General features: G+C 39.2%; 21 protein-coding genes and 1 other RNA gene. 12 read left to right on the top strand and 10 right to left on the bottom strand.

Annotation, left to right across the window (positions count from 1 at the left end):
• The first annotated feature begins 15 nt into the window (after positions 1-15).
• The 3 genes from accA (at position 16) to FHG08_RS14190 (ending at position 2,753) form a co-directional block, all read left to right on the top strand.
• Complete coding sequence (accA, locus tag FHG08_RS14200) at positions 16-972, top strand: acetyl-CoA carboxylase carboxyl transferase subunit alpha (protein ID WP_008110950.1); 957 nt, start codon at positions 16-18, stop codon at positions 970-972.
• 132 nt (positions 973-1,104) lie between these two features.
• Positions 1,105-2,415 (top strand): tRNA lysidine(34) synthetase TilS, encoded by a 1,311-nt coding sequence (gene tilS / locus FHG08_RS14195; RefSeq protein ID WP_178956340.1) that lies wholly within the window; start codon positions 1,105-1,107, stop codon positions 2,413-2,415.
• Entirely contained in the window at positions 2,412-2,753 is a 342-nt protein-coding gene (locus tag FHG08_RS14190; protein ID WP_138605024.1) for a hypothetical protein, read from the top strand. The genes tilS and FHG08_RS14190 overlap by 4 nt, the downstream gene beginning before the upstream one ends.
• A 57-nt stretch (positions 2,754-2,810) precedes the next feature.
• Here FHG08_RS14190 and FHG08_RS14185 read toward each other — a convergent pair whose 3' ends face one another.
• Positions 2,811-3,707, bottom strand: a complete 897-nt coding sequence (locus FHG08_RS14185) for a GGDEF domain-containing protein (protein WP_178956339.1) — start codon at positions 3,705-3,707, stop codon at positions 2,811-2,813.
• A 126-nt stretch (positions 3,708-3,833) separates the two neighbouring features.
• On the opposite strand from FHG08_RS14185, the gene FHG08_RS14180 reads away from it, so the two are divergent.
• A complete protein-coding gene (locus tag FHG08_RS14180; RefSeq protein ID WP_178956338.1) occupies positions 3,834-5,807 on the top strand; it encodes a cation:proton antiporter in 1,974 nt (657 codons plus the stop codon).
• Positions 5,808-5,817: 10 nt separating this feature from the next.
• Here the strand turns inward: FHG08_RS14180 and FHG08_RS14175 are convergent, their stop codons facing one another.
• Complete coding sequence (locus tag FHG08_RS14175) at positions 5,818-6,963, bottom strand: patatin-like phospholipase family protein (RefSeq protein WP_138605021.1); 1,146 nt, start codon at positions 6,961-6,963, stop codon at positions 5,818-5,820.
• A 172-nt stretch (positions 6,964-7,135) separates the two neighbouring features.
• On the opposite strand from FHG08_RS14175, the gene FHG08_RS14170 reads away from it, so the two are divergent.
• Positions 7,136-8,014, top strand: a complete 879-nt coding sequence (locus FHG08_RS14170; RefSeq protein ID WP_178956337.1) for a DUF3014 domain-containing protein — start codon at positions 7,136-7,138, stop codon at positions 8,012-8,014.
• A 139-nt stretch (positions 8,015-8,153) separates the two neighbouring features.
• Positions 8,154-8,250: signal recognition particle sRNA small type (gene ffs, locus FHG08_RS14165), an RNA gene on the top strand.
• 647 nt (positions 8,251-8,897) lie between these two features.
• Here ffs and FHG08_RS14160 read toward each other — a convergent pair.
• The 5 genes from FHG08_RS14160 to FHG08_RS14140 all read right to left on the bottom strand — a co-directional run bounded on the left by FHG08_RS14160 (position 8,898) and on the right by FHG08_RS14140 (position 12,084).
• The gene (locus FHG08_RS14160) at positions 8,898-9,185 is read right to left on the bottom strand and encodes a hypothetical protein (protein WP_178956336.1); all 288 of its coding nucleotides are present in this window, start codon (positions 9,183-9,185) and stop codon (positions 8,898-8,900) included.
• A 243-nt stretch (positions 9,186-9,428) separates the two neighbouring features.
• Positions 9,429-10,064: a DsbA family protein gene (locus tag FHG08_RS14155; protein WP_178956335.1), complete on the bottom strand. Its 636-nt coding sequence runs from the start codon at positions 10,062-10,064 to the stop codon at positions 9,429-9,431.
• 32 nt (positions 10,065-10,096) lie between these two features.
• The gene (locus FHG08_RS14150) at positions 10,097-10,978 is read right to left on the bottom strand and encodes a glutathione S-transferase C-terminal domain-containing protein (RefSeq protein WP_178956334.1); all 882 of its coding nucleotides are present in this window, start codon (positions 10,976-10,978) and stop codon (positions 10,097-10,099) included.
• A gap of 91 nt (positions 10,979-11,069) precedes the next feature.
• The gene (locus FHG08_RS14145) at positions 11,070-11,534 is read right to left on the bottom strand and encodes a Dps family protein (RefSeq protein WP_178956333.1); all 465 of its coding nucleotides are present in this window, start codon (positions 11,532-11,534) and stop codon (positions 11,070-11,072) included.
• Positions 11,535-11,544: 10 nt separating this feature from the next.
• Positions 11,545-12,084, bottom strand: coding sequence for an NADPH-dependent FMN reductase (locus FHG08_RS14140; protein ID WP_178956332.1), 540 nt, complete (start codon positions 12,082-12,084; stop codon positions 11,545-11,547).
• Between the two features lie 113 nt (positions 12,085-12,197).
• On the opposite strand from FHG08_RS14140, the gene FHG08_RS14135 reads away from it, so the two are divergent.
• A complete protein-coding gene (locus tag FHG08_RS14135; protein WP_218651599.1) occupies positions 12,198-13,130 on the top strand; it encodes a LysR family transcriptional regulator in 933 nt (310 codons plus the stop codon).
• Positions 13,131-13,218: 88 nt separating this feature from the next.
• Here FHG08_RS14135 and FHG08_RS14130 read toward each other — a convergent pair whose 3' ends face one another.
• The gene (locus tag FHG08_RS14130; RefSeq protein ID WP_178956331.1) at positions 13,219-14,106 is read right to left on the bottom strand and encodes a DMT family transporter; all 888 of its coding nucleotides are present in this window, start codon (positions 14,104-14,106) and stop codon (positions 13,219-13,221) included.
• 292 nt (positions 14,107-14,398) lie between these two features.
• Between FHG08_RS14130 and FHG08_RS14125 the strand changes: the two genes are divergently transcribed.
• The 3 genes from FHG08_RS14125 to FHG08_RS14120 all read left to right on the top strand — a co-directional run bounded on the left by FHG08_RS14125 (position 14,399) and on the right by FHG08_RS14120 (position 16,573).
• Positions 14,399-15,196 carry a hypothetical protein gene (locus FHG08_RS14125; protein ID WP_178956330.1) on the top strand — a complete coding sequence of 266 codons (798 nt, stop codon included), beginning with the start codon at positions 14,399-14,401 and terminating at the stop codon, positions 15,194-15,196.
• A gap of 789 nt (positions 15,197-15,985) precedes the next feature.
• Complete coding sequence (locus tag FHG08_RS19095; RefSeq protein WP_256729713.1) at positions 15,986-16,147, top strand: hypothetical protein; 162 nt, start codon at positions 15,986-15,988, stop codon at positions 16,145-16,147.
• An 18-nt stretch (positions 16,148-16,165) separates the two neighbouring features.
• Positions 16,166-16,573 carry a hypothetical protein gene (locus FHG08_RS14120; protein WP_256729712.1) on the top strand — a complete coding sequence of 136 codons (408 nt, stop codon included), beginning with the start codon at positions 16,166-16,168 and terminating at the stop codon, positions 16,571-16,573.
• A 432-nt stretch (positions 16,574-17,005) separates the two neighbouring features.
• Here the strand turns inward: FHG08_RS14120 and FHG08_RS14115 are convergent, their stop codons facing one another.
• Positions 17,006-17,305: a hypothetical protein gene (locus FHG08_RS14115; protein WP_178956329.1), complete on the bottom strand. Its 300-nt coding sequence runs from the start codon at positions 17,303-17,305 to the stop codon at positions 17,006-17,008.
• 53 nt (positions 17,306-17,358) lie between these two features.
• Positions 17,359-18,528 (bottom strand): acyltransferase family protein, encoded by a 1,170-nt coding sequence (locus tag FHG08_RS14110; RefSeq protein WP_178956328.1) that lies wholly within the window; start codon positions 18,526-18,528, stop codon positions 17,359-17,361.
• Between the two features lie 150 nt (positions 18,529-18,678).
• Here FHG08_RS14110 and FHG08_RS14105 point away from each other — a divergent pair, with 150 nt between their 5' ends.
• A complete protein-coding gene (locus tag FHG08_RS14105) occupies positions 18,679-19,824 on the top strand; it encodes a sensor histidine kinase (RefSeq protein ID WP_178956327.1) in 1,146 nt (381 codons plus the stop codon).
• Positions 19,802-20,416 carry a response regulator transcription factor gene (locus FHG08_RS14100; protein ID WP_138605015.1) on the top strand — a complete coding sequence of 205 codons (615 nt, stop codon included), beginning with the start codon at positions 19,802-19,804 and terminating at the stop codon, positions 20,414-20,416. Before FHG08_RS14105 ends, FHG08_RS14100 begins: the two co-directional genes overlap by 23 nt.
• Positions 20,417-20,449: the final 33 nt, after the last annotated feature.

Here is a 20,449-nt window from a genome sequence, read left to right as displayed (position 1 = left end):
TAGGTAGTTTAGAGCATGAGCCTCAATTATCTTGATTTTGAGCTTCCAATCGCAGAATTAGAAGCAAAAATTGAAGAATTACAAAATGTAAGCCGCGCTGGCGAATTAGACCTTGGATTAGAAGAGGAAGTCAGCAAACTTAAAGAAAAGAGCGCACAAATGAAGGAGAAAATTTTCTCTGAACTTGGTGCTTGGCAAGTATCACAGCTAGCACGTCATCCGCTGCGTCCTTATACTCGAGATTATATCGAGCGTATTTTTACGGAATTTGACGAGTTTGCGGGTGATCGTACGTTTGCTAACGACCCTGCAATTTTAGGCGGCGTTGCTCGTTTAGATGGTGAACCTGTTATGGTGATCGGTCAGCAAAAGGGCCGTGGTACTGCTGAAAAAATTAAACGTAATTTTGGCATGCCAAAACCAGAAGGCTACCGTAAAGCATTGCGCTTAATGGAAATGGCTGAGCGTTTTAAAATGCCAATCATGACATTTATCGACACCCCAGGTGCATACCCAGGTGTTGGCGCAGAAGAGCGTGGTCAGTCTGAAGCAATTGCACGTAACCTAAAAGTAATGGCCGCACTAAAAGTACCTACAATTTGTACTGTTATTGGTGAAGGTGGTTCAGGTGGTGCATTAGCGATTGGTGTAGGCGACAGAGTAAACATGCTGCAATACAGCACTTACTCAGTTATTTCACCAGAAGGCTGTGCCTCTATTTTATGGAAAAGTGCTGATAAAGCGCCACTTGCAGCAGAAGCAATGGGTGTAACAGCCGAGCGTGTTAAAGAGCTAGATTTAATCAACAACCTAGTTGATGAGCCGCTAGGTGGTGCACACCGTAATTATGATGCCATGGCACGCAATTTAAAAGTTCGCCTTAAGCGCGATTTAGCAGATTTACAAGCGTTATCGCTTGAAGAAATGCTTGACCAACGTTACAAGCGTTTAATGTCGTTTGGTTATTGCTAAACATAGCTAAATGTAGCTAAATGTAGCTAAATATAGAAAAAAGCCGCCTATGCGGCTTTTTTTGTTTTAAAATAACGTAACGTAGAGCCTTTCTTATTGGGGTTATTAGCAATTCACTCATTGGTTATAATAATGAACACATCACAAATTTATCTGCAGGTACAAAAAGCCCTTAATCACTATATAGAAAACGGGCAATTCACATTTACTGTGGCCTTATCTGGTGGCGTAGATTCGGTGGTGTTGTTGCAGATAATGCATGGGTTAAAAGAGCAGTGGCCACAATTAAATTTAAGTGCAATTTATGTAAATCATGGCTTAAGTGATAACTCCCATCACTGGCAGCAATTTTGCCAAGCACGTTGTGAGCAACTTTCAATTTATTTTAAAGCGGCACACGTCATAATTAAGCAGCAATCGCGCATCAGTATTGAAGCGCAGGCTCGCGAAGCTCGTTATCAAGCGCTTGATGAATATAGCCCAAATGATAGTGTCATTTTGTTAGGCCAGCATTTAAACGACCAAGTAGAGACATTTTTACTTCGTTTAAAGCGCGGCTCAGGCTTAAAAGGGCTCGGCGCTATGCAGCAAACTCGCGTGCTTGAAAGTGGCCGTGAGTGCTATAGGCCATTATTGGCGGTAAAACGCAGCGAGATAGAAGCGTTTGCCCAGCAATTTAATATTAGCCATATTACCGATGAATCCAACGCCAATGAACGCTTTGATCGTAATTTTTTGCGCCAGCAAATAGTGCCTAAGTTGGCAGAGCGTTTTACTGGGTTTGAGCAGTGTACAGCACGAAGTATTGAATTATTACAGCAGCAGCAAGCACTGCTTGATGAATATACCCAGCAAGATCTCGCACAGTGTCTTAACCAACATCAGGCGCTTAATATACAAAATATGGCTCATTACAGCGCTATTCGCATTGCTAATGTATTACGCGCGTGGCTGGCATTATTTAGCCACACTATGCCCTCACAAAAGCAATTAACACAAATAATGAGCCAAGCCATTCATGCACAAGCTGATGCACAAATAAAAATTGAGCTAAGTGATGGGCAAATACGTCGCCATCAAGGTTTACTTTATTTTGTGCAACCAAAGCCATTAGCCGTTAATATTGAGCAGGTAATAAGTAATGAGCTGGTTTTGAGTGACGGAAAAAAATTATCATGTCAGCAAGGAGTGGGTATACGAGCCCCTAAAACGGATGAACAAGTTAGTGTGCGCTTTAACTGCAATAGTGCGCGTATTAAACCACTCAAAAAACCAGGTAGTAATACGCTTAAACATTGGTTTAAAGATGCAAAGGTAGCGCCTTGGCTACGTGCTGATATTCCATTAATTTTTTACAACGATGAGCTAGTGCAAGTGGTTGGTTATTTTGTTAGTGATAACCATAAAGATGAACATGGTGTAATTTGGGAGTATAAATTATGAGTCAACAAGCTCATGTTGGGCTGTCGCTTATCAATAAGGCACCCATTGGCATATTAATTACGCTATTGATTGCGGTTTTAGCGAATGTATTTTTAACCCTTAGTATTACTACCCTCGGCTACGCTGTATTGGGTGGCATGGTATGTGCCGCCATTTTACTTGCCTACTGGTTGGGTAAAGGGGGCGTGTTTTTCATTTTAGGAGTGAGTACGCCTTTACTGTTGGTGCTTTTTACACCGCTTGCAACAATTGCCGCACTACTTAATTTACTCAGTGGCTTCTTTTTTGGCTTTTGCGTCATGCTACTAATTTACAAATACTTTATATTAAAAAAGTAGCGTAAAAAAGCCCAGCGGGGGAGGCTGAGCTTTTCTAATATTTTGCTCTTTTATTGCTTAGTAAGCTTTTGCGCAGTTTCGCCCAGATGCCTTTGCTTTATATAAGCCCTTATCCGCACGAGAAAATATCTCATTTTGGCAATCATCACTGTTAGTTAGGGTAAAACCAATACTGGTTGTTACATTGTATTTAGACATAATCGGTGAGTTTCTTACTAAACGCATAATACGTTCAGCAATCACTTTATTGGTGGTAAAAGCGGGGTCCTCAATTAGTATTGAAAACTCATCGCCGCCAAAACGAAATACCGAATCTGTGCCTCTAATACTACTAGATAAAACTGTGGCAAATTCTATTAAAACGTCATCGCCAATTTTATGACCATAGTTATCATTTACTTGTTTAAAATTATCTAAATCAAGCAGCATTAAACTAAATGGATGGCCGTTACGTCTATGACTTTCAAGCTTTTGTTGTAACATGTCATTAAATTGACTACGGTTGTTTAACCCCGTTAAAGAGTCTTTAGTTGCTAGCTTTAATACACGGCTGTACATTATTGCATTTCGCAGTGGATATATTAATACGCTGTGAAAGTGCTGCAGCTTTTTTTCAATAGCCGCACTAAGCGGATATTTGGTGTAATAAGTGAGTGTGCCTAAATGCTCATTTTCCACTTTTAGATCAAATGAGTAGGCTGGGTTTTCAACATCACTATTAGGTGTTTTTACATCAATATGAGCTGATTGAAAGTGCACCCCAGAAAAATTAAGCAGTTGTTTTGCAAAGCTTGCAAATGTACCTAAAATATCTTCCAGCACTAGGCTAGTTTGCAGTTTGGCCGCCAGCTCATGTAGTGCTGTTGGTGTATTGCTATTGTATTGCTCCGCTGAGAACGGCAAAAATTCACCGCGTCCAGAGATACGTTGTGTCAAAATATGAACGTTTTCCACTATTTATTCCCCCTATAGTATTACTTTTTATAAATAAGCAGATTGCGTGCCATATTTTTATTCTGGCTGAAAGTTATGCGGTTGCTATAGTTAAGTCACACTCCATAGATTGTTTTAAGGTTTGCGTTGCAAAGTATTAATGCTCAGATTTTTGGACTTTTAGTCGCTGCGGTTTTATTTGTATGGATATTTAAGCGCATAGGGCTTCCCCCTGTATTGGCATACTTGGCTGTGGGTTTATTCGCGGGTGGTCATGGTGTCGGCTGGATGACACAAAGCCATGAAATAGACTTTATTGCAGAGCTAGGTATTGTATTTTTGCTATTTAGCTTAGGTTTGGAGTTTTCAGTATCGCACCTAATGGCAATGCGTAACATTGTATTTGGTTTAGGGTCGTTGCAAGTATTTGTTAGTAGTATTTTGCTGATTGTGATTCTGTACTTATTAAATTTTAATTTATTAACCAGTTTTACCATGGGCATTATTATTATGCTTTCCTCTACTGCGGTAGTTGCTAAATTATTAAAAGAGAGCGGCGATTTAAATAAACGCCGAGGGCAATTAGCAATCGGCGTTTTACTATTTCAAGACATTGCCGTTGTACCATTACTGATTATTTTACCATTATTTGCCAGCAGTGATTCTAATGATATTGGCTGGGCATTATTGTTTGCACTTTCTAAAGGGGCGTTTGTATGCCTTTTGTTATGGGCTATTGGAAAATGGGTTTTACCTAAAGTTTTTAATGAAGTGGCATTAGCAAAAAGTGATGAACTATTTGTGTTAACGACTCTATTAGTTGCTTTGTTTGCGGGTTTACTTACTTATTCATTTGGCTTATCAATGGCATTAGGGGCATTTTTAGCGGGTATGATGCTTGGTGAAAGCCATTACCGCCATCAGCTAGAAGCGGATATTCGCCCGTTTCGTGATATTTTAATGGGTTTATTTTTTGTCACCGTAGGTATGCAGCTAGATATCAGCTTTGTTGTTAATCATGCAGGGATTATTGTTGTTGCCTTACTAGGAATTCTAATCTTAAAAATCGCCGTAGTAACCGTGTCGTCTTTATTTATGGGAGAGCGAAAACAGGACGCATTAGCCTGCGCTATTATGTTATGGCAAATGGGAGAGTTTGGTTTTGTGTTAATCGCACTTGCAGCACAGCATGACTTACTGAGTGCGGAGCAAGTATCATTTTTAATTGCCATGGGTGTAATTTCTATGGCACTCACCCCGTATTTAATCGATAAAACTCCCTTTATTTTAAAGCGACTGGGTATGTTAGAACGCGCTAAGTTTGCCTATGAAGATGAGCCACAAAGCAGTACGCTTTATAATAATCATGTAGTTATATGTGGATTTTCTCGGGTAGGGCAAACTATTGCCCGCTTTTTATCGCCAGAGGCTATTGATTATGTGGCCATTGAAAGCGACCCCATATTAGTACAAGAAGGAAAAGCGGCGGGTGAACCATTATTGTTTGGTCACGTTGAGCAAAAAGATATTTTAAAGTGTGCAGGGATAGAGCGAGCACGTTTAGTGATTATTACTTTTACGGAATTTCAACAAACTCAAATAGTGATTGATGCTATAAAGCAGGTTGCTCCTAGGGTAAAAATACTCATAAGAACCCGTGATGACAGCCAACTAGAGCGTTTAAAAGATTTAGGCGTCACTGAGGTTGTTCCTGAGGCATTAGAGGCAAGCTTAATGCTGGTCTCACATGTGTTGTCTATGTCGGGTGTACCAATGAGCCGAATAATTCGCCGCGTTAGTAGTGAGAGGCGTAACCGCTATAAGCTATTACAAAGCTTTTTTGCAGGCGAAAACATCGAAAGCGATACCAATTTGCCCGAACGCTTAGAGTACTTACATGTCATTGCCTTGCCGGATAAAGCATTTGCGGTAAACAAGGCTATTAGTGAGCTTAATTTAGCTAAAAGAAAGGTGCTAATTAAGGCGCTTCGACGTGAAGGCGAGGAGATAGAGATGCCACAGGAGCATACCATATTATACGCAAATGATATTTTAGTATTGCAAGGTAAACCTAGGCGAGTAGAGCATGTTGAGCATTACTTACTTGATGGCATTGAGTAAGAGTGGCTTCTTAGTCTAGCTCTAAAAACTTTCTCATCTCGGGCAGTTGCTTCATACCATCTTCGTATCCAATTTGAATTAAGTGCTGGGTGTAGCGTTTTTCAAATAATAAATAACTGGTTAAACTCGACTGAGAGCGTTTTTTTACACCTATCATACGCAGTAACACTTTAATTGCCCAAGGCATATCGTCATAGTATTGCGCTGCAATTGCATTAAAGTTTTGCGAGGGGTTAATGATAAAGCTGTCTATTTGTTTTAACTCTTGATGCTTTTGCTTATTTGGTAATAACCCCAGTGTACGGTTTACTCTATCTAAGCGTTCTAAATCAGACTGCATGGTGTCGGTAAATACACTGTCGAGTAAGTGACCTGCTACCGCAGAAAGCCCTGGAAAATGCGCAGAGTAACCTGGAGGATGAGGTTCCTTGGGTTGCTCAACACCAATAATAAATATTTTGTTTGCCCCTAAGTGAATAGACGGGCTTAAAGGTGAAAGTTGATGTATTGAACCATCACCAAAATAGTGGTTATAAATATTTACACTAGGGAACACCATAGGAATAGCACTAGAGGCCATTAAATGCTCAACATTGATACGCGTAGCGCGACCCTCGCGCTTTGCTCGTTGCCAAGAATGCTGTGTATTTGACTGAAAAAAAGCAACAGAATCACCAGTAGTATAACTAGATGCTGTAATCGACAGCGCCTCTAAATAGTCACGATGTAAGTTACGTTCAATTCGATGTAAATCAAGAATATCGTTTAATAGTTTTCTAAGTGGCCGATTATTTAACAAACTCGCTGGTGGATGGTTTATATGCTCAGACTGAAAACTAGTTAAAATATTACGAGTAATATGGCCAAATACACTCAGAAAGTCACTTTTGTATACCATAGAGGTGGAAAAGTTTTTCCATACTGTTTCTAGCTTTCTAACGGCTAAATGCATACATGAAGCGTAACACGCTAACGCCGCAGAATTAATTGCGCCAGCAGAGGTTCCATTTATCACTCTAAAGGGCAGTGGGGCAGTTCTGGGCATACTTTGCGCTAATGCTTTTAACACGCCCACTTGGTAAGCCGCTCGGGCACCACCACCGGTAAGTAATAAAGCCACTTTTGGTTTACTAGGATCGACTTGCTTAATTTTCATATTACGTATTTAAACTGTTCACTGTCTTTACTTTATTTATTCACTGTAAGTCTTTAAGCTAGAAGAATCAAAGGATACATTAGCTACATTAATAAATATTAGTGTAAGTTATGAATTAAACCTGTTTAGAGTACTCTAAACAGTATCGCATTTTTATATTTATGGAGTTCGTATGTCAGATAAACCATCAGGATCAGACGTTCAAAAACGTCCGCCGAATAACAACCTTATCTTTGCTGGGGTTATTTTATTAATCATCATTATTGCCGCTGCGTTTGCTTTATTAAAACCAAGTGAAGCTCCAAAAACAGTTATGCAGGTTGAAGAACCAGTAAAAGAACAACCTATTATGGAGCTAAAACCTGAGAACGACCCTGTGGTAGGTGCGCCCTCTGTTAAGCCTGAAAAACCTGCCGAATTAGCCGTTCCAGCTCAGCGCCCAGAAGTTGAGCCTGAAGCTGAAGTTGTGCCTTTACCAGCGTTAAACGACAGCGATCCTGTAGTCATCGCAAAATTAGATGAATATTTGGGGGATGTAGCGATGAGCTTAGTGTTAAATGATGATGTTATTCGTCGTGGCGTGGTATTTATTGATAATTTAGCAAAAGGCAAAGTGGCTACCAAGCATACCCCAGTTGCAAAATTAGAAGAGGGTTTTAGCGTAAACGAAGGGGATATTTTAACAATTGACCCTAATAGCTATGAACGCTATACCCCGTATGTAAAAATACTCACAAGTATGAGTGCAGCTCAAACTGTGCGTTTATACGAAGAGTATAAACCGCTGATCAACAGCGCATACACTGAGATTGGTTATGGTGATGATGAGTTTACTCAAACACTTGAAGATGCCATTGACCTGTTACTTGATACTCCTGAGCCAAAAGGTAGCTTACCATTATTGCGTGATTCAGTGACCTATCAGTATGCGTTTTCAGAATGGGAGCAATTACCCGCTGCGCAAAAGCAACTTTTACGCATGGGCCCAGAGAACATGAAAAAAGTAAAAGCGGCACTACGTAACATAAAAGCTGAGTTAGAGAGCAATTAATAATCGCTTTAACACCCAAATAGACTGCGATTGTATATGAAGTATGCAATCGCACTTTCTTTTTTGATTATCCCTTGAATAACAGAGCAAAAGTAGAGATAATCTCAATCGCGCCAACCAAGGCCCTCAATGGTAGTCTTATTGGTCCTCTCGCAACACTAGCAGGCGAACCTGGTCAGGCCCGGAAGGGAGCAGCCACAGTTTGTGACGTGTGTGCCGAGATGTGGCTGGTAAGACTGCCACCCAAACTCCTCATTTGGGTGCTTATAATTCTTCAAATATTAATCCATGTATTTTAAGTGAGTTTTACTTAAATTTTGTATCAGAATAACTCTTTTCACTTAATGTTTTTATAAAGTAAAGCCAACCGACAGCGTTTTATTTCTTATACAAATACTGAAAGTATAAATTTCATAGAAATTAATGTTAATAATGATGGTTTTTGCTACAAATCAAACATTTCAAGGCACGGTTCCTTCATTGAATACCTTTTAAAAGTAGCAATCGAATATTAATAATGCTTTTAATAAGTTATACGATTAGGTAAAAGTAAAGTGTAAAAATATAAAAATCACTTAACAGTTTGTTATTTATAAAAATTTAAACTACTTTTTATAGTGAGCTGCCGAGTAGGTAGCTGAAAATGTACAGCAAAGCGGGAAGTTGTGAGCCTTTTTGTGAACTGCCGAGTAGGCAGCTGAAAATTTAGAAAATAGTCGTGTAGTTCCTACACGTGTATCTTCTGCCGAATAGGCAGCTGAAATTAGGCCAGGAAGTAAACAAGCACAACTTGTGACTTTTAACTGCCGAAAAGGCAGAGGCTAAATAAAAAGACCCCAGCAAACGCTGGGGTCTTTTTATTCAACTTTAATTAAGGTATGAGCTATTTGTGTTTATTCATACTTGATCTATTTCTTGTTTCACAGATAATTTTATCCTTATCATCTAAGCCATAAAGTTTTTCGTTACTGCTCAGTTTTTCAAAATGCTTAGAAAAATCCTGTTCTAAATTAGAGTTTATAGCTTCGTCAAAATTATTCATAAATACACCTTGTTCAGCTGCTCTAAGATCATCTACGGACAGCCGACCATCTAATGCAGCTTTTACATTTTCATAATCGAAACTCTCCGATTTATCAATGGTGCTGCTAGTTTTTATTGTTTTAGCCATATTAAACTCCCAAAATATAAGAGCTGTTATTATCTAACCATAACTTAATTCTAGAAATTTGCGAAGTTCGGCTATTAGCGAAAAGCAAACTGTCGAGTAAACTTGTTTTTTGGACAGAAGTGACCTCGGGCCTTTTTCTAGTGTGGGTGGCATGGATCAGGATAATTCATGCGAAAATAAAAGAGCCAGCAATCCAGCTGGCAAAAAAGCAGTGTAAATAGCTAACAAGACTTTCAGTGGAAGTCAAACCTTGGTTGCTATCTCTTTTAGTGTTTCACGTAGTGCATTGATATCGAGAGCCCCCGGAACAACCCACCTTTTATTGATAATCAGCGTTGGCGTAGAAGTAATGCCATATTCTTGAGCTAACTTCCTATCGCGTTGTATCTCAGTTTGTCGTTCAGAAGAAGCAAAGTCATCAAGAAAACGAGGTTTATCTAGCCCAACCTCACCGGCAGTTTCTATAAGCTCGTCCAAATCACCGATATTTCTGTTTTCACTCATATGTGCATGTGTTACAGCATCAAAATAGTTCCAGTAAGCACTGGCTCCTCCCTGTTGTTCGGCGGCCTTACATGCCACCAAACCTGGCGTTGAAAATGGGTATTCAAACTTCTGCTGACGCATCCCTTCGACGTTAACGCGCTTGTTATCGTCGGCACGCGCACATTGCTCCCAGTGCCCCAAAATGATTTGCTTTGCTTGCTTCATTGAACCAAACTTGCCAATCATTTCTTCCCGTGTGGCTGACAAAGCAAATGCATGATGATGGATATCTAAATTAAACTCTTCTGCAAGTTGGCGTAGTCTAGCTGACAAAACATAACACCACCCACAAATGACATCGTGAAAAAAATCGACTCTAATCTTTTTGCTCATTACTTTTCTCCAAGGTTGAAAATATTACTGGTTCACCAACTGATGTCAGGCCCTGCTGGAACGATTCCATGTGGGTTAATGTGCTTGTGCGAGAAGTAGTAATGCTGCTTCATGTATTCGATATCAATCGTTTTTCTGATGCTCTCTTCACTGAGTAAATCCAACATATAGCGGTATAAGTTCTCGAAATTTTTTAGCGGCTCTTTATTAGCCTTAAAATGAACTTCATAAACCGCTTCAAACCTGACAAGTGTTGGCAATAAAAATAGATCCGATAGAGTAATATTCGAACCATTTAGATAACAAGTTTGATTTAGTCTCCTGTCAAGCTTCCCCATAGCATCAAACAAGGTGTCACTGGCTTGGTCATATTCTGCTTGAACTGTGGCAAAACCAACGTGGTAGACTTTTCGATTCACATTAAGATGCAACCACTCGTTGAGCTTCTCTATTTCTTCTCGCAGACTATTTGGAACCAATTCAACTTTGTTCTTAGCTAAAGGTAACCATTTGGTAGCTAACTCCATCGCTATCGAAGAGGAGTCATTACCTACAATGGTATGCTCTTGTTTATCCCAAAGTACAGGTACTGTCACTCTTCCTGTGTAATTTGGATTTGCTCGTTGGTAAAGTTCTACCAGATTTTGAGAACTATACAAAGGATCCGCGTTGAAGTCGTCAAATAACCATCCGTCGGAATATCGTTTTGCTGCAACAGAAGAAACAGTGATTGCATTATTCAACCCCAAATAGTTGATCACTAGATAAGGTCTATGAGCAAAAGGGCAAGCAAACGACATATACAAGTGATATCGCCCTTGCTCAGCGGCTTTCGGCAGTTCGAAGCTGTCCTCATTAGACAAGTTATTTGCTTCTTTATTGGGATACCATATCCCTTTTTCTAATACAGCCATTCGTTACTCCTAAGTACTTGAAACAGAGACTAATGTAACGTGAACTTTTACTCAACGTTACATTGTTGAGGTATACAGTGATAAATTTGACTCACAACATTGAACGTAACATCCATGCCGCTTTTTCATGCTCTCGCATTCGATCAGAGACCAATGATGCAGAAGATTCATCATCCCCATCTTGAGCCAATCTCAGCACGTCTCTGCAAGTCTTAACTACTTTTTCATGAGAACGAATAAGAATAGATACCATTCCCGTCGCCGCAGGCACGCCATCGACTTCAGCAATTGAACTCAGTTTAGCGAACGCTTTGTAAGTCCCAGGCGCAACTTCATCCAGTGTTCGGATTCGCTCAGCAATATCATCGACGGCGATTGCCAATGCGTTGTATTGTTCTTCAAACATAAGGTGTAGCTCGCGAAATTGGGGGCCAGTAACATTCCAATGAAAATTATGTGTTTGCAAATATAAGGTGTATGAGTCTGCTAGAAGGCGTTTAAGCGCTTCTACAATCACAACTCGATCCTGTTCATTTATTCCAATATCTACTTTCATATTTATACTCCTACAGTGAATATTCAAAGGAAGACATCAGAGCTTTCAGCTCTATTTTTGTTTTCTGGTCAAACTCACCCTCATGACTTTTCTCTTGATAACTCCCTAAACTATATGAACCTTTAACATCACCCCCCCACCATGGCATTAACTCTGCCATCGTTTTGAGATTGGTTGCACCACCATTTGGTCCAGGAGAGGTACTGACTAAAAGAACGGGCTTCTTATCGCTACCAAAAAAGGGCTTACTTGGTTCAGCAACACGTGAAAGCCAGTCAATCACATTTTTTAAGAATGCAGGCATAGATCCGTTGTGTTCCGGTGAGGCGATAATCAAAGCATCGTGCTCAACTAGTACTTGTCTCAGCCTTATTGCATCAGTAGGGATACCCTTTGACTCCACATCAATGCTATACATTGGTAAATCAAAATCAGTCAAATCCAAAATAGTCACTTCTGTTCGAGCAGCACAAGCTGCTAACGCGCGAATCAGAGTATTATGAATTGATTGGCTATGATTACTTCCCGAAAATGCGAGTACTTTTTTCATGATTTCATCCTATCTAATATTTGAGACCAACCTCTTGCGTTGGCGATTACAATAAATATTAATTGACCACTTATGATGAATAAACTATATATTAGTAACAAAATAGTTTACCAATGGTAAACAATAGAGAGTTAAATGAGGTTGTCGTGGATAAAATAAGGGCTCTAACCGTTTACAGAAGGGTTGTGGAACTAGGAAGCTTCAAAGCGGCAGCAGAAGATTTAAGCCTATCAAAAGCCGCTATTAGTAAGAATATTAATGAGCTGGAGGACTATCTTAAAAGTCCGTTGATCAACCGTACTACTCGCAACATGCATATTACTGATAATGGACAACTTTATTATAGACAAGTTTGCAACATATTAGATGATTTGAAACATGCTGATTTATCCGTTATGGAGTCCTCTGATATCTTAAAAGGCTCACTGAAAATAAGTGTTCCTATGTCCTTAGGCCTTTTAGAAATTAACCCCATCGTTTGTGAATTCATGCATCAACATCCCGAGTTATCTGTTGAAATTGTCATGAGCGACCAATATATCGATCTAATTGAACAAGGAATTGATATTGCAATTAGGGGTGGGGGCGAACTAAGTAACTCCAGCCTGAGATCCCGAAAGCTTATCAATATGAGAAGAGTGCTTTGTGCTTCTCCGGAGTACCTTTCAAAGTGCAGTAAGGTCCTCAAGCCTGAAGATCTCGCTCACCATAAATGCCTCATATACAGTTTCTCTTCATCAGCAAGACGCTGGCTATTCAGAAATGAGGATGAAGTCAAAGAGATCGAACTTCCACCTAACTCTTACGTGGTAAATAACGGGTTAGCACTCAAGCAAACAGCGTGCGCAGGCCATGGTATTTTGTTACTGCCTGATTTATTCGTTAATGATGAGTTAGAATCTGGAGAATTAGTTGAGATTTTACCGATGTGGCAAGTGGAAGATCATTCACTGTATGTTGTTTACCCTTTCCATAAAGAGCAGTCTCAAAAAGTCAGGGCTTTTATTGATTTTGTCGTCAAACACTTCGAAAGAAAACAACATTAACCTTCATAATCTCCTATCCAATTGCTTACTTAAACATGAAAACGCCACCTTTGCGAGAAGGTGGCCAGGTTTTTCAACAGACTTAGTTTCACTTGGCGTTACTATTCGCCAGCTGTAATATCACTGTAGAAAAGATGGATAATGCAATACCCGGATATACCGCTGTAGGTATACTTTTTCCCTGAAATAAAAACATGATAAACGCAACAAATACAGGACTTAGATAAATATAGGCCATCACTTTTGCAGGCCCCAGTACAATAGTAGTTTTGTGGATGATAAAGGTTGAGACCAAAGTCGCAAACAAAGCGAGGTATAGCATGTGCAGGGCAAGCTCGGCATTTAAGGCAAACCAGTCTAGTGGTTGATGGAATACAAACAATGCTAGCATCATCCAGAAGGCACCTCCCAACAGAGTACAAAATACGGTAACAATGGTTTCTTCTCCACGATGAAAAACTTTCATCGAGACAGAGAAGCACACCATAGAGATACAGCCGAGCAAAAATAAGATGTCTCCCTTATTGAGGTTCAGTCTCAATAATGTCTCTAAGTTTCCTTGCACAATCACCCAGCATGTACCTATAGCCCCTAGCAAATAAACGCCAAGCATCGGAATTGATAATTTTTCCTTAAAGAGGAAAACACTGACAATGGCAGTAATAAATGGCACTAATGTATACAATGTTCCTGTGTTTAATGCCGTGGTTGTCTCCAATGCCATGAACATACATATAAAGAAGATTGCAAAGAAAAGGCTCATGATAAGACTTCTAGGAAAAACATTTTTCGCTATTTTGAGAAAACGTTTCTTTGTTAGAATAAAAGGAAGTAATACCAGCGCTGAAAGCAGGAACCTCAATAACGTTAAGGAGAATGGATTGATTACACCGGATAGTTTTTCTGAAGATAAAAAAGATCCTGCAACCAGTGCTGTCACTAATAAGGACAAAAGGTGATATTTAATATTTTTCACATCGAGACCATCTATTTAAGGAGAGGGGAAGTTCTCTACTAATGGTTAAGTACCATAAACTTAACCCTAACAGCCGTCTTTACTAATTAAACATCCATTTAGTAATTTAACTATTTACCAAGAGTAAACAATTCATAGTGAATTACTCAGAATTAATCTATCTAAATGTCATTAATTCACTGTTGGTAAACAATTAGTTTACCTGAGTGCTGTTTATTTGATTTAGCACAACTCCTACACTTAGGCCTGAAAACACAACTCACCGTCCTATAATCCGTCAGGAGAGCGAATAATGAAAAAATTAATTAACTTAGTCTTAGTGAGCGCGATTGCCACTATGCCGGTCGCACAAAGCGTAGCGAAAACGATATCAACAGAGGGCCAACTTACCTTGTCTTACAGTGATGGTCGAGTGCCGACGCGAGGAGTTGAAAAAGTAAACAAAGTGCTCAAAACTGTTGGAGTACGAGTTAGTAGGGTTCCCCTACCTGAAGAGGCTAAGCCTATCCTCGAAATATCCAAAAAAAGAGCTATTACAAAGAAAGAAACCGAGAAACTAATCTCACTCTTTTCTATGCATCGCGGTGACTTATTGGATCAAATCAAGAAAGCTGGCCGAGTACCAGAGGTACACAGAGGCGGCTTCTTGTCGACATCTGAAGTTGGCGTTGCTCCATATCCAAAGGTTTATGATATGAAAGCAATGACTCCAGAAGTTATGCACTATTTACAGGAGAAATTTGGCAAATTGCATGTCAATAGTTCAGACAATGGCCAGGGTATTGATGAAGTGATGACTATAGTGTCAGGTGGGGAGTGGACATGGTTTTTCGCGCTAGCGAATAATGTAGTAGGTAAACTAACTCTGGGCTATGTATCAACGGATGGTGATGCATGGAGAATTAGTTACCCTGGACTAGGCCCTCACGGAGGTTTCTTAGATGCACCTTATGGTTTGGTTGTTGCATATGCACACGGTCCTAAAAACTTTGAGATGCGTTACGAAGAACCAAGTGTGCAAGGTACTGAGACCCTAGGTACTAACCCTTGGATCGACCTCAGCGGCGATGTTCCGAAGCTAGTTGACTAACATCAAAACACTACGAACCCCAGACTAATTACAATGACCAGATTTGCTTGACTGGTCATTTTTCATTTCTAGGTATTTCACTCCTTTGGTTAAGGTATTGACCCTGATAAGTGTAACGCTTCCACATTTTTTGGATGAAGCCAGGTATGACAACACCACATGAACAGATAATGAGCGAACATTCTAAGTGGGAATGGGGCAGAAACGAGTTAATCATGAATGACTGCTCATGGCACATAGCAGTAAACTAAACTTGGTAGTATTTTTATTTAGTTGGCTTCATAAAGCCTGTAATTGGTAACTTTATGCCATTATATGCTTCAATATTATGCCAAGTTACACTTCACTTGTAGCTCAATGAAATCTAATGTGCCTATGTCAACTTATGCTTCAAACAACATTTGGGTGCTTATAATTCTTCAAATATTAATCCATGTATTTTAAGTGAGTTTTACTTAAATTTTGTATCAGAATAACTCTTTTCACTTAATGTTTTTATAAAGTAAAGCCAACCGACAGCGTTTTATTTCTTATACAAATACTGAAAGTATAAATTTCATAGAAATTTATGTTAAATATTATGGTTTTTGCTACAAATCAAACATTTTAAGGCACGGTTCCCTCTTTGAATACCTTTTAAAAATTGCTTAATAGAATGGCGCTTACTAATTCAAGAAACAAAATCTATAAGCTCAATTTTATAAATACATTACGTGGCGTGAAAATAAAAAATCATAAGATGCCAGCCAGTGTTATGCTGCGTAAAAATGCTAATTGGGATAGTAAATCATGAAGTTGTTTTCGTTAAAGCCCGTTACTAATTCTTACGACATGGTTGAGTGGGACATACTTTCATTCGCGGAAAAAATACAACCAATGTTGCCATCTAATCAAGATGCTTGCATGTTTCTACTTGATATCCATATGAATAACGACTCTTTATTAGCGTAATGGCCTTAAGGTTATGAGTTGCCTTTTTTACCTGATTATCTAAAAGATAACTACGATATAAGTATCATAGATGGGTTTATAGCTCTTCGGATGAATGCTTATGAAGCTTTAAAAGATTTATTAGCGCCTTTAGGTGAGTTTATTGAAACAAAAGCTGATGGTGAACCTATTGTAATCTTTAACTTGCGTACATTTGGACTAGAAGATGAAGCAAAATGTGAACGCGAATATTTAGATGGTTATCCTTTAGATTATATCAAGATTGCTTTCATAAATGATGATGTAAAAAATAAGCCTGTTTTTAAGAGTAAATTTACAGGTGGTTCTCGTTTGTATTGTACAGATAAGTTTAAATCTGCTGTAGAAGATAATGGATTAACGGATGTTTATATTGACGAAGATCTCGATAATATTTTTTCTAATTAAGTTAATTTAGATAAAGAAAACATTATTTAGGCCGCGTTATATAAAACGAAAATCAAAGCTACCTTTAAAAACCAACTATTATATTTTAGTAATTTCAATACCCACATGGATGTGGGTATTTAAATGACTGAAATAAATCGGATGCTATATGCCAATAAACTTTAACAGCTTATCCGGTGATTGTTTTTTACCAATTCCTCTTACATAAAAATTTAATAACATATTTGTAGTAGCCCACATCTCAGTTTGAAAAGAGGATTTTGATTTTATCTAACAGTCCCTAGTGAGCGAGAAGCAGTCAATCAAAAGCGTTTTTATTAAATCCATGTGCTTACTATATACACAATAAAATAGTGATATATTTTATCGTGCATTATTAGGTACATTAAAACAATAGTTATTTTTGTGGGCTACCAGCGTTTGTGCTTTAAACTATTGGTTAATTAATTTAATCCATTCAATTGGATTCGAGACAATGAATTGATATTTATTACCATCTTTTAATACGATTTCAATTGCATCATGTGTATAAGGCAAAATACCCGAAACTTTACCAGAGCACTTACTCACTTTTACAATTTCACACCGTGCAAACATATAAGGCCCTAACCCAAATTGTGCATTCAACGGCGCAAAATGAATATCGGTGTTGGTTAGCCAAAATTTGCCGTCTGCTTTAACCGCCCCTTGTTGAATCGTGGCGATGGTCGATTTGATTGTTATTGCATGCATAATAGTATTCCTTTATGTAGTGCTGCTTTTAAGTCATTACCAAGTAACGACATTTAAGCTGACTGTATTACCTTTCTCTTGGTTTGCCTACCGTTAAGTAGTGCGCCCAGCCACATATTTTTAACTAATAATAAATAACTTATTTGACCTATAAGCAATGTAACCACCACGCTTACTATAAACTTTACTAAAACTGGCCAATTAGTATTAATCAATGGCATCTGAATATAAATCAGCACTGGCACATGTATTAAATAAATCCAATATGATGCATTTGAGATGCTGCGACTGAGCTTACTTTGGTGATTTAAAAAACGATGCCCAAGTAAAAACGTTATGGCGGTTAACAAAATAACACTCAGTCCTTGTGATAAAACATGTAATACATGTAGCTCTCCCGCTGCGGCAAAATACCCCGAAGTTGCGGCGGCAATCACTTCATCTAAGCTTGGCGCGGCTGGTAATAAAGAAAAATAACCAGTCAGCGATATTGCAATACCCAAAATAAGAGGCCATAAGTACTTATGATATGACCAAATGAGCTGCTGTTTTTTATAAAGCCCCACTCCTAACCAATAAAAACTGCCGTAAAAACCATACGACCATAACTGTGGCGTGAGTTTATCAGGAGCAGGAAATGGAATAGATTGCCCCATTAATGAAAACGTTAACACGATGGGAAGTACAACCCACATAAATAAAGGGTGAACGCTAAGCGCATCGAATTTATTGCCTAATAAGTTAGTTGTTTTCAACAACCAGTGAATTAAGCAAAACTGGAATAAGTTCCACAAAAACCATAAGTGCATAGTGCTAACAACAGGCTCTTTAATAACTTTAAACACAGCAAAAATCGGCGGTATTGGATTAGCTATACCGGCTCCAAAACTCAATGCATGGTAGTAAACGGCAAAGCTTAAAGGTAAAAATACAATAAAAGGCAGTAGAATATGTTTACTGCGATGATGTAAAAAGCGCGCGTTGCTCGATTTATCTATTAAAAGTGCACTGCAAAACCCTGCAATAATAAAAAATAACGGCATCCGAAATAAGTGCAGCGTATGCGTAATATAATCAAATAGACCATGTGTGCTTGAGTCTGCCGTAAACCAAATATTGCCAAAGAACGGACTGTAGGCTAAAGCGGCATGAAATACGATGCCGAGCAATAGCGCGAGGCTGCGTAAATTATCAATGTAATGTAATCGACTGTCTTTATTCATTAATGTGCCCAACTATTTTTTATTAATAAAGCATAAATGAATGAGGTTTCATGGCACTAGTCACAAAGCTCATAGCCCGAGCTATGACAGATGTCACTGTTTTTACAACGCGAGTTCTGCAATAATTGCTAAAAAAATATGGCCACAGTAATGGAATCAACTATACGACATACAACCGATTGGCATTTCTCAACATTGGCATCGTGGCTTGGAGTGACATCGGCGTGTGCCTATTATGCCAACTCAGAATTAGCGCTATATTTGCAAATCATAGTAAGTGGTTCCATTTTAGCTATTTTGCTGTATGTGTTAAAACAGCCTAACAAATTTGTTCACGGCGTAGCACTTGGCTATTTCCTGCTTATTTTGGCAATGATACAACTGAGTTCAACATCCTTAGTTTTTATCCACCTAGTGATGTTTACCGCGGTTTTTAGTCCTCATTTTTCGCTTCCTAAAATACTGGCTTGCGTTGTGGCCGCCATGCTGGTGTATGGTTTAACGCATTATGCGCGCTGGGAAAATGGCATTCCTTGGGTCACGTTTACAATTTGGTTTTTCTTTTGCTTGATGAATTGGTTTGTTAGCCGGCGTATTGTCGAAAGTTTAAATACACATTACCAATCCCGCCAAAACTACAAAGAGTTAAAAGCCACCCAACACATGATGGGGGCGATGCATGCAGCGCAAGAGCGACAAAATATATCACGCGAGCTCCATGACTCACTCGGCCATAAGCTTACCGCGCTCAGCATTAATTTAGATTTTGCTAAAAGAGCAGCAAATGAAGCCACCGTTGAAACCCTCTCTCTTTGCCACCAACTTAGCCAAGAAGTATTGGCTGAGGTGCGCGAAATCGTTTCCACTCAACGCAATGACAAAACGATTCTTAAGCAAGCTCTTGAGGCCATTTGCGAACTGACACCTAATTTACACTGTGATCTCCAACTAAGTAAGGAGACAGAGCAGCTTCCTCAAGACGATACCCTGTGTGTATTGCGGTTTACCCAAGAGATGATCAGCAACACCCTTAAACATACCCAAGCAAACCATTTTACTTTGCATGTAAATGTCACCCACGTTGGCCAACAGCCGCTGTTAATTGCAAAGGCGTATCATAATCAGCCAGAGACCCATTTACCAAAACAAGGGAATGGATTAGCAGGATTAAATGAGCGAATGGCACAATTTGGCGGTGAATTTTCACAACACCTTGAGCAAGAAACACTGATCAATACCATGACACTGCCACTCAATTTAGAAGAAAAAAGCCATGATAAAGTGCCTACTAGTTGAAGATCAGACCTTAGTTCGTTTAGGCCTCGCTAATTTACTTAACCTCGATAGCGCCATTAATATCGAAGCCCAAGCTGAAGATGGCTTACAAGCGCTTGCACTATTAGCTGAGCATAGTTTTGACATTGCTTTACTCGATATGAGAATGCCGAATTTAGATGGGCTCGGCGTGCTGCAAAAAATGCGTGAAAAGGGTGATAAAACCCCTGTGCTGATCATTACCACATTTGAAGATTGTGATGTATTAGTCAAAGCCCTTAATCTAGGTGCTCGTGGGTATGTGCTTAAAAACATTGAGCTTGAAGAACTTATTAGCGCTATCAAGCAGGTCGTTGCAGGTGAGCGAGTATTGCAAAGTGCGGTGACTGATTTTTTACTCAAAAAGCAGTTAAGCCCTCAGCTCTGCTTAACAGGCAAAGAACAAACCGTATTGCAGTGTTTGTCTTTAGGCATGTCGAACAAAGTGATTGCCAAAAAATTAGATAACTCTGAGGGGACTATTCGTAATCATGTGTCACAAATCCTTGCTAAGTTAGAGGTAGAAGACCGCACTCAGGCCGTTATAAAAGCCATTAATCAAAACCTAATTTAACACGCGAACAGCATCAAATTCGCACGGAAACAC

The organism is Pseudoalteromonas sp. Scap03, from assembly GCF_013393115.1.
GTDB lineage: Bacteria > Pseudomonadota > Gammaproteobacteria > Enterobacterales > Alteromonadaceae > Pseudoalteromonas.
The sequence above is the reverse complement of the archived record's forward strand: the minus strand, read 5'-3'. Positions and strand labels throughout refer to the sequence as shown.

Excerpts from the sequence above, each read along its gene's own strand:
- accA (WP_008110950.1), top strand. The coding sequence starts at position 16 with ATGAGCCTCAATTATCTTGATTTTGAGCTTCCAATCGCAGAATTAGAA.
- tilS (WP_178956340.1), top strand. The coding sequence starts at position 1,105 with ATGAACACATCACAAATTTATCTGCAGGTACAAAAAGCCCTTAATCAC.
- FHG08_RS14190 (WP_138605024.1), top strand. The coding sequence starts at position 2,412 with ATGAGTCAACAAGCTCATGTTGGGCTGTCGCTTATCAATAAGGCACCC.
- FHG08_RS14175 (WP_138605021.1), bottom strand. The coding sequence starts at position 6,963 with ATGAAAATTAAGCAAGTCGATCCTAGTAAACCAAAAGTGGCTTTATTA.
- FHG08_RS14170 (WP_178956337.1), top strand. The coding sequence starts at position 7,136 with ATGTCAGATAAACCATCAGGATCAGACGTTCAAAAACGTCCGCCGAAT.
- FHG08_RS14160 (WP_178956336.1), bottom strand. The coding sequence starts at position 9,185 with ATGGCTAAAACAATAAAAACTAGCAGCACCATTGATAAATCGGAGAGT.
- FHG08_RS14155 (WP_178956335.1), bottom strand. The coding sequence starts at position 10,064 with ATGAGCAAAAAGATTAGAGTCGATTTTTTTCACGATGTCATTTGTGGG.
- FHG08_RS14150 (WP_178956334.1), bottom strand. The coding sequence starts at position 10,978 with ATGGCTGTATTAGAAAAAGGGATATGGTATCCCAATAAAGAAGCAAAT.
- FHG08_RS14145 (WP_178956333.1), bottom strand. The coding sequence starts at position 11,534 with ATGAAAGTAGATATTGGAATAAATGAACAGGATCGAGTTGTGATTGTA.
- FHG08_RS14140 (WP_178956332.1), bottom strand. The coding sequence starts at position 12,084 with ATGAAAAAAGTACTCGCATTTTCGGGAAGTAATCATAGCCAATCAATT.
- FHG08_RS14135 (WP_218651599.1), top strand. The coding sequence starts at position 12,198 with ATGGTAAACAATAGAGAGTTAAATGAGGTTGTCGTGGATAAAATAAGG.
- FHG08_RS14125 (WP_178956330.1), top strand. The coding sequence starts at position 14,399 with ATGAAAAAATTAATTAACTTAGTCTTAGTGAGCGCGATTGCCACTATG.
- FHG08_RS19095 (WP_256729713.1), top strand. The coding sequence starts at position 15,986 with ATGAAGTTGTTTTCGTTAAAGCCCGTTACTAATTCTTACGACATGGTT.
- FHG08_RS14115 (WP_178956329.1), bottom strand. The coding sequence starts at position 17,305 with ATGCATGCAATAACAATCAAATCGACCATCGCCACGATTCAACAAGGG.
- FHG08_RS14110 (WP_178956328.1), bottom strand. The coding sequence starts at position 18,528 with ATGAATAAAGACAGTCGATTACATTACATTGATAATTTACGCAGCCTC.
- FHG08_RS14105 (WP_178956327.1), top strand. The coding sequence starts at position 18,679 with ATGGAATCAACTATACGACATACAACCGATTGGCATTTCTCAACATTG.
- FHG08_RS14100 (WP_138605015.1), top strand. The coding sequence starts at position 19,802 with ATGATAAAGTGCCTACTAGTTGAAGATCAGACCTTAGTTCGTTTAGGC.